The sequence below is a fragment of the Candidatus Defluviilinea gracilis genome, assembly GCF_057138825.1.
In genome coordinates this window covers 1-13,856 of sequence record NZ_DBNHEF010000056.1, presented here as the reverse complement: position 1 = coordinate 13,856, position 13,856 = coordinate 1, and the positions used below count along the sequence as shown (strand labels likewise).

Annotated in this window: 15 protein-coding genes; 10 read left to right on the top strand and 5 right to left on the bottom strand. The window is 52.3% G+C overall.

The window, feature by feature from the left end; all coding sequences use genetic code 11:
• Positions 1-6: 6 nt before the first annotated feature.
• From AC16KF_RS08680 to AC16KF_RS08665, 4 genes are all read right to left on the bottom strand, one after another.
• Entirely contained in the window at positions 7-669 is a 663-nt protein-coding gene (locus AC16KF_RS08680; protein ID WP_484036914.1) for a TVP38/TMEM64 family protein, read from the bottom strand.
• A gap of 8 nt (positions 670-677) precedes the next feature.
• Positions 678-1,556, bottom strand: coding sequence for an alpha/beta fold hydrolase (locus tag AC16KF_RS08675; protein ID WP_484036913.1), 879 nt, complete (start codon positions 1,554-1,556; stop codon positions 678-680).
• Positions 1,557-1,951: 395 nt separating this feature from the next.
• Positions 1,952-2,824, bottom strand: coding sequence for a DNA adenine methylase (locus AC16KF_RS08670; RefSeq protein WP_484036912.1), 873 nt, complete (start codon positions 2,822-2,824; stop codon positions 1,952-1,954).
• Positions 2,817-3,947: a hypothetical protein gene (locus AC16KF_RS08665; protein WP_484036911.1), complete on the bottom strand. Its 1,131-nt coding sequence runs from the start codon at positions 3,945-3,947 to the stop codon at positions 2,817-2,819. Before AC16KF_RS08665 ends, AC16KF_RS08670 begins: the two co-directional genes overlap by 8 nt.
• Positions 3,948-4,034: 87 nt before the next feature.
• On the opposite strand from AC16KF_RS08665, the gene AC16KF_RS08660 reads away from it, so the two are divergent.
• The 10 genes from AC16KF_RS08660 (at position 4,035) to AC16KF_RS08615 (ending at position 13,249) form a co-directional block, all read left to right on the top strand.
• A complete protein-coding gene (locus AC16KF_RS08660; protein WP_484036910.1) occupies positions 4,035-4,781 on the top strand; it encodes a sulfite exporter TauE/SafE family protein in 747 nt (248 codons plus the stop codon).
• Positions 4,782-4,888: 107 nt separating this feature from the next.
• Positions 4,889-5,272 carry a hypothetical protein gene (locus tag AC16KF_RS08655; protein ID WP_484036909.1) on the top strand — a complete coding sequence of 128 codons (384 nt, stop codon included), beginning with the start codon at positions 4,889-4,891 and terminating at the stop codon, positions 5,270-5,272.
• Positions 5,273-5,453: 181 nt separating this feature from the next.
• The gene (locus tag AC16KF_RS08650) at positions 5,454-6,872 is read left to right on the top strand and encodes an MBOAT family O-acyltransferase (RefSeq protein ID WP_484036908.1); all 1,419 of its coding nucleotides are present in this window, start codon (positions 5,454-5,456) and stop codon (positions 6,870-6,872) included.
• Between the two features lie 85 nt (positions 6,873-6,957).
• A complete protein-coding gene (locus tag AC16KF_RS08645; RefSeq protein ID WP_484036907.1) occupies positions 6,958-8,058 on the top strand; it encodes a hypothetical protein in 1,101 nt (366 codons plus the stop codon).
• Positions 8,059-8,064: 6 nt separating this feature from the next.
• Positions 8,065-9,012 (top strand): hypothetical protein, encoded by a 948-nt coding sequence (locus AC16KF_RS08640; RefSeq protein ID WP_484036906.1) that lies wholly within the window; start codon positions 8,065-8,067, stop codon positions 9,010-9,012.
• A 228-nt stretch (positions 9,013-9,240) separates the two neighbouring features.
• Positions 9,241-9,993: a YebC/PmpR family DNA-binding transcriptional regulator gene (locus AC16KF_RS08635; protein WP_484036905.1), complete on the top strand. Its 753-nt coding sequence runs from the start codon at positions 9,241-9,243 to the stop codon at positions 9,991-9,993.
• Positions 9,994-10,033: 40 nt separating this feature from the next.
• Positions 10,034-10,513, top strand: coding sequence for a crossover junction endodeoxyribonuclease RuvC (ruvC, locus tag AC16KF_RS08630; protein WP_484036904.1), 480 nt, complete (start codon positions 10,034-10,036; stop codon positions 10,511-10,513).
• Positions 10,514-10,567: 54 nt separating this feature from the next.
• Positions 10,568-10,966, top strand: coding sequence for a GxxExxY protein (locus AC16KF_RS08625; RefSeq protein ID WP_484036903.1), 399 nt, complete (start codon positions 10,568-10,570; stop codon positions 10,964-10,966).
• A 61-nt stretch (positions 10,967-11,027) separates the two neighbouring features.
• Positions 11,028-11,603 (top strand): Holliday junction branch migration protein RuvA, encoded by a 576-nt coding sequence (gene ruvA, locus AC16KF_RS08620; protein WP_484036902.1) that lies wholly within the window; start codon positions 11,028-11,030, stop codon positions 11,601-11,603.
• Between the two features lie 80 nt (positions 11,604-11,683).
• A complete protein-coding gene (locus tag AC16KF_RS08615) occupies positions 11,684-13,249 on the top strand; it encodes a hypothetical protein (RefSeq protein WP_484036901.1) in 1,566 nt (521 codons plus the stop codon).
• 402 nt (positions 13,250-13,651) lie between these two features.
• On the opposite strand, the gene AC16KF_RS08610 is transcribed toward AC16KF_RS08615, so the two are convergent.
• A partial coding sequence (locus tag AC16KF_RS08610) for a hypothetical protein (protein ID WP_484036900.1) occupies positions 13,652-13,856 on the bottom strand: 205 nt, incomplete at its 5' end.

The following is a 13,856-nucleotide window of genomic DNA, read 5'->3' as shown; positions in this document are numbered from 1 at the left end:
CTTCACTTACGGCTGGTTCGCCCTTTGGTAGCGTCGCGCCACGAACCAGCCCGCCACTCCCAAAAGGATAAACCCGGCGAGGAAGATCCAGATCAGCGCGGGAATCTGGTTGACGTACGCGCCGACAGTGACCGTGAGAATGCTGGCGATTCCGCGCCCCAGCATGTTTGCCAGTAGGAAGCGCCGCGGCTCCATGTTGCCGAGACCCGCCACGTAACACATTGCGTCGTTCGGTATCAACGGCATGACGAGGGTGATGACGTAGAACGCCACGCCCTGGCCCGCCGCGCTTTTATCCCAGCGGTCGAGGGTGGCTGGGGCGATCCATTTTTCGGCGAAGGGGCGTCCAAATTTGCGAGAGAGCCAGAACGCGATCTGTCCGCCCAGCACGAGGCTGGTCCATGTGATGAGGATGCCGCCGATGAAGCCGTAGATGTAGCCGCTGGCGATCATCAATGCCTGACCGGGGATGAAGGCGATGAACGCCTGGAGGATGAAAAGAAGGAATAGCACGGCGGGTCCCCAATAGCCGTATCCGCGAATCGATTCGATCACCGCGTTCAGGTTGCTGAACCAGCGCAGAGAGTCGATGATGGGCAGGCGATAGACCCACAATAGAATCAGCGATAACGCGATCGACGAATAAAGAATGATTTTTTGTAACGACATGGTTTGAATTATGCGCGCGCCCGCATGAACGCGTTGACCGTTCCGTAGAATCCTTCATTCAACTCTTCGAAGGTAAAGGGACGCGGCGGCTGGTGGAAGGGGTAGGTGAGTCTCACGACGTTCATATCCGCAAAATGGGTTTCGGCAATGCTCAGCGTGGCATCGAAGCGCAGGAGCGGATCGTAAATGGACATGGCGAAGTAACACGGCGTTGTGTGTTTTTCCGAAGGCGGGTCGAACTCCATCGTTAAAATTTCGGTGATCTGCGAGGAGAGAATATCGAACGTGGTGGTGGTGGTGCGCGGAAGTTTTCTCTTGAGCGGGATGGTGTTTTCAAGTTTGCCGATGGCGCGCACAAACGCAATGGCGATCGAGAGCGTACGGGGGTTGCGCACGAACTTCACGAAGAAGGTCTGTACCCAGCGCCGTTTGAACTGCTGGATGACGTGATACAACATGGTCAGCCGCGTTTTCGAATAGGGAAGCGCCCTCCACCCGAGGCAGGGGGCGATGAGGATCAGGCGGTCGATGCGCGCGGAGAGGCGTTTGAAGGCGCGCATGGCGAGGATGCCGCCGAAGGAAAACCCCATCAAGTTGAAGCGTTCGTATCCGAGTTTGTCGGCGAGTTGTTCCACCAGTTCGGCGACCCGCGCGCTGGAAAACGATCCTGTGAACGGCGAGGATTGCGCGTGCCCGGGCAGTTCGAAAAAATAGACCTTGAACCATTGCCCCATGAATTGGACGAGGGTGAGCCAGTCTTCCCATTCTGAAATAGTGGCGGGCACCATGATGAGTGGTTCGCCTTCGCCCACTTCCAACACGTGCAGGCGCGAGAGGGGCAGGTCGATGAAGTAGGTTTGATATGATGGCGGCTGAGAGGTGGACACATTCATCTCCTTGATCTGCCCATCTATAGCAGTTTTGATGGGCAAATGCAAGGGTTGGAGGCTGTCAAAAACCCCTCAGGCTTTTTATGTTTAGATTCTTTACCATACATGTAAGGGTATTGACCGCAATGCGCGCTACGGTCGCCAAGTGAAAAAGGCATTCTGTTCGTTCTTTGTGGCGGCACTTAGGGTTCGTAAAAATATAAATTCCTTGTTGAGATGCAGTTCGATTTGCTTGGCAAATCGTGCATCCCGCTCGCAGTACAACTGCTCGCGAACAAAAACACGGGAAGTTATTAATTTACAGACCCTTAGCGGCACACTTGTGCGGGAGAGAGTTCAAAAATAAATCTTTGTTGCTTATCAGATCGCGCCAAAAACTAACAATTGAATTTTTAAAGCAAAGACAACTGCATTTCGGAGCGAGTTTTCTTTCTTGTTTTTTCGGATAGTCGAGGAAGTTCGTAATTTGAAATAAAAAGCTCATTACCCTTCTCAGCCTTTCCTTGTTTGTAATTGTTCATCCCGTACTGCAATTCCCACTCGTAAATATTGGCAAACGAAAAGTTGTTTCTAATTTCAGACGAGTCATCATAAGTAATCAACCATGAATGTTTGCACGCTTTTACCCCCCGCGCAAAATCATCGTGGTTAAATTCGGTATGAAGAATTCCATTTTTTCCATATAACCGCGATTTGGTTGCTTTGAAATAAGGCGGATCAAGGAAGGTGAACACTTCCTTATCTCCATCTTTCAAGAGTTCCCGATAATCCAAATGGGTAATTTTCACTCCATCCAAGAGTTGCCCCATTTTTGCGACTCGTTCGATGGAAGATTCAGTAAACCTGCTTTCAAACGCAAGTTGCGAAAATCCGCCAGATTCAACAACGCCAGAAAATGTGATGCGGTTTAGTACAAAGAAACGAATGGCGCGCTCAAACTCGGTTAGAGTTTTGACGTCAACTTGAAGCAATTCATCGAACAATTCCTGCCCATTGCGCCTTTCCTTCCTAACCTTTAATATTCCACATGACAGTTTTTCTGAATCGGCTTGGGCGTATTTCCAGAAAAAATAAAGTTCTGGGTTTAGATCGTTTATCCAGATCTTCAGATCAGGTTTTTTCTGCTTTAGGTATATGAAAAATGAGCCGCCGCCCACGAAGGGCTCGCGGTATTCATCAAACTCTTTCGGCAGAAGATGTTTCATCTGCTTGATTGCCCGTGATTTTCCGCCGGGATAGCGCAGGGGAGTTTTTATCTCAGCCATTGTTGCCTCTAATTTCAATGGTGAGATTTTTGTTATTGGTTGCTTCTAGATTTAGTTTGTTTAGAATTTCTTGATATGCTCTTGAGACCTTGTTCAATTTGACAAAATTATAAAATTCCACTTTTCGGCAGGGAAACTGGATATTGCCTTTTACTTTGTTTCCTGTCAACTTTAAACGCGCTGAAAACCTGACCTTACGTCCCCGCACTTTTAACGAATGAAGGTTGGCAAACAATATCAGTTTGAACAACCCATCTTTGATATCGGAAATTGACGGCAAAAACTTCTTTGTGGAATTTTTTGACTCTTGAATAATATACCCACTCCTACCGCGTAAAACTTCATCAGCCGTAAGATGATATACGCCGCCAAGGTAATTTTCGATCAAGAAGACACTTTTTCCACCGTCTTCTAAATATTCCAGGTTGTGTTCTGTTTTAGATTCTCGAAGCGCGGCCCCTTGAGAACCCTTCAAGGAAATATCCCTGAAACGGCGATAATCTTGTCTTACAGATTCAAGGTACTGAAGCTTTATTCTGCCAGGATGGACTTTAACTTTTGTTTTAGATGAAATAATCTCATACGAGGTAATGGCTTTTTCATAGATTTCTACAAAACGGTTTTCAAACAAAGTCCGATTCCAGTGCAAGGCGCTTTGTTTGTACGAAATTATTGCCTTAAGTTGGTCTTTGACAGATTTGGCATTTAACTTCTGACTGGTTAATTTATCCCTGTTCTTTTGCGTTGAACTACGATTTTTCTCGGCGTTCTCGTAATATGCTAAAACAATATACACATTCAATAAATTCATCCACGAAATGGTGGAATATTGAATTTTGTCTAAGTCCCCATCCAGCCCCTCATCCTTCATAACTGGAATAATTGTCACAATTTTCTGTGAGTTGTACGTGTTGTACAATCGCGCAAAAGGATAGGTTCTTGTGCGCTTGGGCGAAGTCCATTTGGAGTAGGCAACTTGTCCATTGGGATGATTAATGATTCCAAAGGATTTGGCTTTATTCACGTCAAAATCATTAAAGCCGTACTCTATCAAGCCGCTTGCTAAATGGGCTTGATAACTCATATCTTTGATAAATCCTTGAAGGCGTAGCGGCTCAGACATTTTCAATTCTCGTGATTAAACTTGAATCGAGTATACAACACCTCCCCTCTACCAACAAGCGACCCTCTCAATGCTATACTCAACCTCATGCTCCTCCTTGCCTTCCTTGCCGCCATAGTCGCCGGCGCGGTCAACGCTCTCGCCGGCGGCGGGACGCTCATCACCTTTCCCATGCTTGTCTTTTTGGGAATCCCGCCCGTCACTGCCAATGTGACGAACACCGTCGCGCTGTGTCCCGGCTATTTCGGCGGGGCGTTTGCCCAACGCAACGACCTGCGCGGGCAGGGGAAACGTCTGTGGTTGGTCTTACCCGCCGGAATCTTTGGCGGCGTGCTGGGCGGATTTTTGTTGTTGCAGACCGGTGAAAAGTTGTTCAGCGACCTCGTCCCATTTTTGATTCTGCTGGCGTCGGGCTTGCTTGCCGCGCAGGACCCGATCCGGGCATGGCTCACGCGTCGACTGGGCGCATCGCATGGTTCGCTCGAATCGTTCACATGGCTTCCGGTAGGGCTGGCTTCGGTCTATGGCGGGTATTTCGGGGCTGGGCTGGGTGTGATGCTCCTTTCAGCGCTGGGACTGACCGTCAATGACACGCTCACGCGGTTGAACGCGTTGAAGCAGGCGGTATCGTTCATCGTCAACGTGGCGGCGGCGGTCTTCTTCCTGTTCTCGGGAAAAGTCGCATGGACTGTGGCAATTGTCATGGCGGTCGGAGCGTTGCTGGGTGGGATGATCGGCGGCAGGCTGGCTGGTCGCGTCAAGCCCTCCGTATTGAAGGGGATGGTCATCGTCATTGGCGTGTGCATTTCCATCCTCTACTTTTTTCGAGGCTAAACTTTCCGGCTCTCACCATCGGTTCACTCATCGCTTTTTCATCAATTGTCCTTCATCATTCATCCCTCCTGTTTTATAATCCCGCCACAAATTCCAAAGGAGTCTCTGTGCGAAAAATTTTATTCACTCTGTTGCTTGCCAACATCCTGCTCACTGCCTGCGCTCCATCCGCCTCCGACGCGCCCGCAAAGGCGGTTGAAAATTACCTGAACGCGCTCGTCGCCAAAGACGCGGCTCGTCTTCCCACGCTCGTCTGCGGCGACTGGGAGGAGGACGCGCTCATCGAACTCGACTCACTGCAAGCGGTTAACGCGCGGCTCGAGAACGCGGCCTGTTCGCAAACGGGAACCGACGGCAACTTCGCCCTCGTGGATTGCGCCGGCAGTATCGTGCTCACCTACAACAACGAAGACCAGAACCTTGACCTTTCGCTCGTCACCTATCAAGTCGTGGAAGAAAGCGGCGAGTGGCTGGTCTGCGGCAAGCAATAGACTCAAGAACTGATGGTACGTAATCCAACCATAGAAACGCGGAGTCGCGGAGAAACAATAAAGGGATTTTCTCAATGTCTCTGCGACTCCGTGGCTATTGCGCAAGGTGAGTTAAGAACATCCCGCAGGATTCTGCGCGGATGATGATGCGACTATTTAACCTGCGGGACGACTTTTCTTTATGGGACTGACACAGATCGGCGCTTCGATCCTGACCGCGTTGCTGGTCGGCCTGTGGGCGCGCGGCGCGGCGCGTGGATATTTTCTCCTCGCCCTCAGCGCGCTCGCCCTCTTTTGGTTCCAGCCCGCCGTGCCGCTCCGTTCCTTCGACTTTTGGATTCCCTCGCTTTCGATTTTCCTTGTCGTAATCGTTTGGTTCATCACCTCCACTGCCGGCGCGTGGAAATCTCGCCAGAACCTTATCGGGCTTGCCGTCCTCATCGGCATGATCGTCCTCGTCGACCTCACGCGGTACATTTTCCCCAACCCTATCCTTACAACAACGACTGCGCCGAGACTCATCATTGTTATCGGCTTTTTTGTGGTTGCCGCATTTGCCGTTGCGACATCAACAATTCTCTCGCGTCGACTTGCCTTCACCTTCTCTCTCGCAATTATCTCGCTCATCATACTTCTCCTAATTCTCAAATCCCCGTTTCTCTCTCTTCAAGCCAGCATCTTCTTCCGCGCGTTGACCAACCGCCCCCTCGACACTGCCTCCGCGTTGGACTTGCGCTGGCTCGGGTTTTCATACATTTCTTTCCGTCTCATCCATGTTTTGCGCGATAAACAAACGGGACGCCTGCCCGAACTGTCACTACCGGAGTTTGCAACCTACGTCGTTTTCTTCCCCTCGTTGTCCGCCGGTCCCATCGACCGCGCCGAACGGTTCGCCGGAGACCTGCGCGCGGAATTTCGCCTCACACAAGATGAAACTTTGCTGGCGGGTCAACGGATCGTGGCTGGTTTGTTCAAAAAATTCGTCATCGCCGACACGCTGGCGTTACTGGCGCTCAACGACGCGCTCGCGGCGCAAGCTCACACAACAGGCTGGCTGTGGTTCCACCTCTACGCCTATGCCTTCCAGATCTATTTCGATTTCAGCGGCTACACCGATATTGCCATTGGCGTTGCGCGTCTCGCGGGCGTCAAACTCCCTGAAAACTTCACCTCGCCGTATACCAAACCCAACCTCGCGCAATTTTGGAACTCGTGGCATATTACCTTGACGCAATGGATTCGCGCCTACTTTTTCAACCCCTTCAACCGCTGGATTCGCGGCTACAAATCCCTGCCCACATGGGCGATGCTCCTCGCCGGTCAGCTTGCCACGATGCTCATCATCGGCTTATGGCACGGCGTTACCATGAACTTCATGCTCTGGGGCGCCTGGCACGGTTTTGGACTCTTCCTCCAAAACCGCTGGAGCGATTTCACAAAGACTCGTATTGCGGTTACTAATCCGCGCATGCAAACAGCCTTGCATATCGGCGGCGTCTTGCTCGCCTTCCACTTCGTCGCGCTCGGCTGGGTCTTCTTCGCGCTGAGTTCGCCCGAGTTATCATTCCGCGTGCTAATGAAACTATTTGGGTTCACCTAACCACCCACCGATTTCTGGTTACCGATCGCTTGCTCTTTTACTAATTTACTAATTTGCCGACTTGCTCTTTTGCCGATTTGCTCTTATGCCTACCCCTCGCCTCTTCCCCCTCCTCCTCAAAACAACACTCCTCTTTGTGTTGCTCAATTTTGCGTTCATCTTTACAAATAACATTCCTCTCGGCAAACTCTCGCTCTACAACAAAATCTTCCCAGGGCGCGAGCGTTTTCCCTTCGGCGAAAACCAACGCGGATACAACCTCAGCCTGTTCAATCTCGATGCCATGTTTGCCGCGCATGTTCTCGCCGGCACACCCAAAGCGGACGACGAATTCCGCGTCCTGCTCATCGGCGACTCATCCGTGTGGGGCACGTTGCTCACCCCCGAACAAAACCTCGCGGGACAGTTGAACTCACAAAATATCTCAGCCTGCGGAAAGACCCTCCATGCCTACAACCTCGGCTATCCATACATCTCGCTCTTGCAAGAGCTGATGATCCTCGACGAGGCATTGCAATATCAACCCGACATGGTCGTCTGGCTCACAACGCTGGAATCGTTCCCGCAAGAGAAACAACTCACCGCGCCGCTCGTTGCCAACAGCCCCGGACGCGTGAAAAAATTAATCGCCAAATACCAATTGCATCTCGATCCCAACGACCCGGCGCTGAACCACCCCACCGTGTGGGACCAAACGCTGATTAACCGCCGCAAAGAGATTGCGGATCTCATCCGCTTGCAACTGTACGGCGCGATGTGGGCATCCACTGGCGTGGATCAGTTCTACCCCGAATCCTACGAACCCGCGCAACTTGATTACGAAAAGGACGATGAATTCCACGGCATCAAACCCGCTGAAACATTACAGGGCAAACTTTCGTTCGAAATCCTCGACGCCGGCATGAACGCCGCCGGCGCGCCGACCCTCCTCGTGAACGAACCGATCCTCATCAGCAACGGCGTCAACTCAGACATCCGCTATAATTTTTTCTACCCGCGCTGGGCATTCGACGAGTACCGCGCCGCGCTCGCCGAACACGCCTCCGCGCAAGGCTATCCCTACATAGACCTGTGGGACCTCGTCCCAATGACCGAATTCACCAACAGCGGCGTGCACCTCACGCCCTTTGGCGAATCGATGCTTGCCGAAAAGATCGGCGCATCCATTCAAAATTTTTGCAAATAGGAATCAATGAAACAAAAACTGCTTTTCACACTCTTGTTGACTTCGCTCCTCGCCGCCTGTTCGTCTGGCAGAGGGACTCCCGCTGAGCGTGTTACCGCGACGGATGCCCCGCTTCAACCTCCCAGTGAGGTTGCTCCCACGGTGGCGGCTGTGACCGCCCCCCCGGCGACTCCCGCCGCCACTGGCACACCCATGCCTCCCCTGGAGAAAGACGCGTTCATGGATCTGCCGGTCGTCCCCATGGGAGTCAGCGATGCGATGCGCGCCGTCTATCAACGCGGAATCGAAAACGGCAACGACCCCGCCCGCTTCGCCATCATCGGCGATTGCCAGAATGTTTCATCGTATTTTCTCTCCGCGTTCGACAACCCGAACGAGTACAGCCTCGGGAGCGAGTACGCCTACCTCCAGCCGACGATCGAGTATTATCAGGGTTCATTCTCGCGCGTGAGCCTGGCGGTGAAGGGAGGGTTCAACGCCGCGGCAGTCATCTCGCCGTTGCGCGCCGACCCCAAGTCTTGCAAAGCTGGAGAATCCCCGCTCGATTGCGAATTGCGGACGTGGAAACCGTCCATCGTCTTCGTCAGCATGGAAACATGGTGGTCGCAAAAACCCGCCGAGGAATACGACAAATACATGCGCAAAGTGTTGGACCGCATCATCGAGTTCGGCGCGGTGCCGATCATCGCCACCAAAGCCGATAACCTCGAAGGCGATCACGCCATCAATAACGCCATCGCCCAACTCGCCTACGAATACGAGATTCCCTTGTGGAATTATTGGGCGGCGGTTCAGCCTCTGCCCGATCAGGGATTGAGCGATGACCGCTTCCATCTCACGTTTGCGCGCAACTTTTTCGACGACCCGAAGCGCATGGAAAATGCCTGGCCCTGGCGCAACCTCACCGCGTTGCAGTCGCTCGATGCCGTGCATAATGCGTTGAAGGAAAAGTAACCGGATCAGGACTTACGCAGAATGAGGATTTTGTCCGCTACTCCTAAGGAAAAAAATCCGCGTTTTCAGCGTGAATCAGCGTCCCAATTTTGAAAGTGTAAGGGAATCGGTGAGATTGCCCTATTTCAAGGAAACCTTCGGGACGTTCTGCGTAAGGTGAGTGATATAATTTTGAAAACACAAATTTTCCACTGAACAGTGGGTTTACAGCAAGGAGCAAGACAAGACATGTCCGGTCATTCCAAGTGGTCTACCATCAAACGCAAAAAGGGCGCGGCAGACGCCAAACGAGGCGCGATCTTCACGCGGCTCGCCAGAGAAATTTCCATCGCGGCGCGCGAAGGCGGCGATCCCGATTCTAACTTCCGCCTCAGGCTGGCAGTGGATAAAGCCCGCGCTGAAAACATGCCCAAAGATAATATCGAACGCGCCATCAAAAAAGGTTCGGGCGAAGACAAAGACGGAGCCGTCTTTGAAGAGGTCACTTTCGAGGGCTACGGTCCGCACGGCTCGGCGTTGATGGTCACTTGCGTCACCGATAATCGCAATCGCACCGTCCCCGATATGCGCCACGCGTTTAGCAAATCGGGCGGCAACATGGCAGAGCCCGGCGCGGTGGCATGGCAATTCGATCGCAAAGCCTATTTTGAATTTCCCGCCAGTCAGTTATCGTTCGACAAAGCCTTCGAGTTGGGCGTCAACGCGGGCGCAGACGATGTCATCGACGGCGGCGATACCATCGAAATTTATTCGCCCGTCGAATCGTTCAAAACCATCGCCGACGCATTGCATCAAGCCAAAGTCCAGCCGGACGAATCGGGCTTGCGCATGGTCGCCAAACAGGAAGTGGAACTCGATGTGGAAGCCACGTTGAAGTTCATGAAGATGGTCGAGACCATCGAGGAACTCGACGACGTGCAAGACGTTTTCCACAACGTCAAAATTTCAGACGAAGCCCTCGCCGCGCTCGAAGCCGCTTGATTTTTTTGTAGCGCCGACTTAAGTCGGCGTTACTTTTATAATGACCCTCGCACTTGGAATTGACCCCGGCACCGCCACCACTGGATACGGACTCGCGCGCCTCATGCCCGACGGGGAACTGGTCGCAGTTTCCTTCGGCATTATCACCACCCCCAAAGACGCAACCCCGTCTGCCCGGCTGGAGATGTTGTATACCAACCTGCGAAAAATCATCAAACAACACAAGCCCGATACCTCTGCCGTAGAAAAATTATTCTTTGCCCGTAACGTGACGACTGGCATCGCCGTCGGTCAGGCGCGCGGAGTTGTGTTACTCGCGCTCGAACAAGCGGGGATCGAAATTTTTGAATACACTCCCAAAGAAGTGAAACAAGCCGTCGCAGGATACGGCTCTGCGGAGAAGCGACAAGTGCAAGAAATGGTACGCGCTCTCTTGCAACTCGACTCCATCCCCAAACCCGATGACGCCGCCGACGCGCTGGCAATTGCCATCACGCATTTGAATACGAAGAGATATTAATTCACCACAGATGAACGCGGATGAACAATTGGGTTTGGATGAAAGGAGATTGTGATGCCTCCACAAGAAGTGAATGAAATTACCGCAAGAATCATAGGTTGCGCGTATGAGGTCAGCAATACGCTTGGCATAGGCTTTGTTGAAAAAGTTTATGAGAATGCTTTGGTGCGTGCAACGCGAAAAACAGGATTGGGGGTTGAGCAACAATTTCCAATTAAAGTCATGTTTGACGGAGTTGTCGTAGGTGAGTTCTTTGCCGACTTATTTGTTGAGAAAAGAGTTCTGGTCGAATTGAAGGCTGTATCTATGTTAACGCAAGAGCATACCGCCCAAGCCTTGAACTACCTGCGGGCAACGGGAGCAGACGTCTGTTTGCTTATCAACTTTGGCAGATCGAAGATCGAAATCAAGCGGCTTCTCCCCTCCGTCTATTGGAAGACTCCACAGCCTTAATTCAACTCGTTTATCAACCCATCTGTGTACATCTGTGTTCATCTGTGGTTAAATTAGCCCCATGATCTCAACCCTCCGTGGAGAAATAGCGCAAATCGAAGAGACATCCCTCATCGTCGAAGTGGGGGGCGTGGGGTTGCGTGTCTTTGTCCCCGCGCCGTTGCGGATGCGCGTCAAGACTGGCGAGACGGCGTACTTGTTCACGCATCTTGTCGTTCGCGAAGACGCGTTGACGTTGTACGGATTCGAATCGCAAGCCGACAGGGATTTGTTCAACATGCTTCTCGGCGTGGACGGGGTTGGTCCCAAGGTCGCGTTGTCCGTTTTGTCAACGATGACTCTCGATGCGATCCAACGCGCGATCTTCGCCGATGAAGCCGAGTTGTTGAGTCGCGTGCCGGGGGTGGGCAAAAAGACCGCGCAGAAGATGGCTCTTCATCTCAAAGACAAGTTGAAACCGCTCGATGGCTTGAAGCAGGTTGCCCTGATGTCCGACGCGGATTCGGAAGTCCTCGCCGCGCTGACTGCGTTGGGCTATTCCGTTGTCGAGGCGCAGTCTGCCATTCAATCCATCCCGAAAGACGCGAGCAAAGACGCGGAAGAACGTCTGAGGATCGCGTTGCAGTATTTTCAATAACAAGTTTGCTCAAGCCGCCGTCCCCGGCGGCGTTTTTTAAATTTATCCTGCGCCGAGGACGGCGCAGAGAGCCTGCCAAAATGAACGACCACGATCTCCTCGAAACATACGAACCTGTTTTGCGTTTCGCAAAGAGCGAACGATTTTTCCCGATGGCGGTGGAGCATTATCTTGAACGTTGCAGCATCCTGCCCAGCGGACCGCTCGGCGCGGCGGGGTTGCTCTTCCATTTAAATGAACCGCTTGCAACGTTTATCGGCAAACTCGAAGGCGGACAATATTTTTTGCGCTTCATCAATGAGCCGCTTTACGACTCCGATGCGTGGGTATGGCTGGGAGTTTCATCGGCTCTTGCAATGGGCGCGGGATATTATTTCTTCGGTTGGGCGGGCGTGGAAATTGCGTTCGCGCTCGCGCTGATCGCCGCGTTGATCCTTTTCATGCTGGCTTCAACCATCCGATGGCGCATCATCCCCGCCGCGTTCGCTGTGTTGCTTTTCACCGCGCTGATGGTCGCGCCGATCTGGTTTTTTCTTCACCCCAGCGAATACATGAGCGTCGCGGTTGAATATCTCGTGCTGTTGCCTATCTATTTGATCCTGCTCTTCTATCTTTCCATCCGCACGATGAAATTCATCTTCGATCACATTCTTCCTGAGGGACCCGGTCTCATCATGGACATGCTCTCGCTCGCCACTGAGACCATCGCGCGCAAATCGTATTTCGAGTATGCAAAAATTTTGGAGAAGGATCAACAGCCTGTGTATTACGGTCGCGTCGCGCGCGAGCAGGATGCGGAGGGGAACAACTGGACGATCCTACAATATCATTTTTTCTACGCGTTCAACGATTGGCGTCTCGCCGCGAACGGGATCAATCATCACGAGGGCGATTGGGAGATGACGGCGGTCTACCTCAAAAACGATTCGCCCTATGCCGTTTTATATTCGCAACACGGCGCGGGCAACATCGAATTGTGGGAAAAGGTCATCAAAGCAAAGGATAAAAACGACAAGGACACGACCCATCCCGTCGTCTACGTGGCGTTGGGATCGCATGCCAACTACAGCAAGCCTGAGGTGATCCGTTCTTCAAATTTATACGAAGCGGGACGCGCGCAACGCTTCCTTTATTGGACGGACGGCTTGATCCACTACCTCTTCCTGCTCTTCAACCCCAGCCAAAAAGCGCGTCAGATCGCGCTCAAAGAGTTGATCGCCTCCCACACGAAAATCCTTGCCGAAGACGCCTTCATTTCCATGCGCGATGAAGCGGATCATTACGTGGTCAGCCTGCCAATGGAGATCGCTTCGGGCGATGGATTCCGCATCGGCTATCAAGGCGAAAACTTGCGCGAGCCTGTGGTCAAATCCACCAGTTATCTCAAGCGCGTCATGTCGGACCGTAAAACGACTCGCCCAACTGTAAAAGAATGGCGGCGCGCGGTGTTGAATCCCGAACCGGATTGGATGAACTACAAAGGACTATGGGGAGTGAAAAGCGCGTTGAGCGATGAGTCGGGTCCGCCGGGACCGAAATGGGATCGCCCTGATAACTTGTTCAATGTCAATCCGCGCGTGAGGTGGGAAAAGCCGTTGGAGTGGTTGAGGATGTTGGAGGCGAGGCGGTTGACCAAAGGTCATTGACCATCGTCTATGGTCTGTTTTCCATCGTCTATTGTCCCCCCGCCGCCACCGCACCCCGCGCCGCAGGTTTCGTCAGCAGAACACCACACTTGACACTGACTGCCCGGAACACCGCATATAGTCTCCCGCACAAATCTGGAGCATGGGCCACATCCTCCGGACCCGCACAAAAAATCCCCATCTACGTCCGTACATGTCCCTCCCTGACAAAATCCCGTCACACAACTTTGTTCCAAAACACACTTGCCTCCACAGCTTTGTGGTATAGCATTAGAGCACATCATTTCCACATTTTTATACCCAGGCGGACACTGGTTTCCGCAAGCCAATACTTCGCCAGTAAAACAATAACCACCTCCCGGACCCGAATCTGAGCAATTTCCGTTACCTAAACACGAACAATCATTTGCATATTGCGCCTGTATGCCGCCCAGCGGCACAAGCAGAAAACAAAACAAACCAATCAAAACGACGAGTATAGCTAGGGCGATTGCATCTAAATTGAGGTAAAAAAGGGCTATCTTGAAGGAGGTAGCCATGACAAAGAAGCCATTGGAGGCGATCGCCGAGCATTTTAGCAAAGTGAGCGATCCGCGGGTGGATCGAA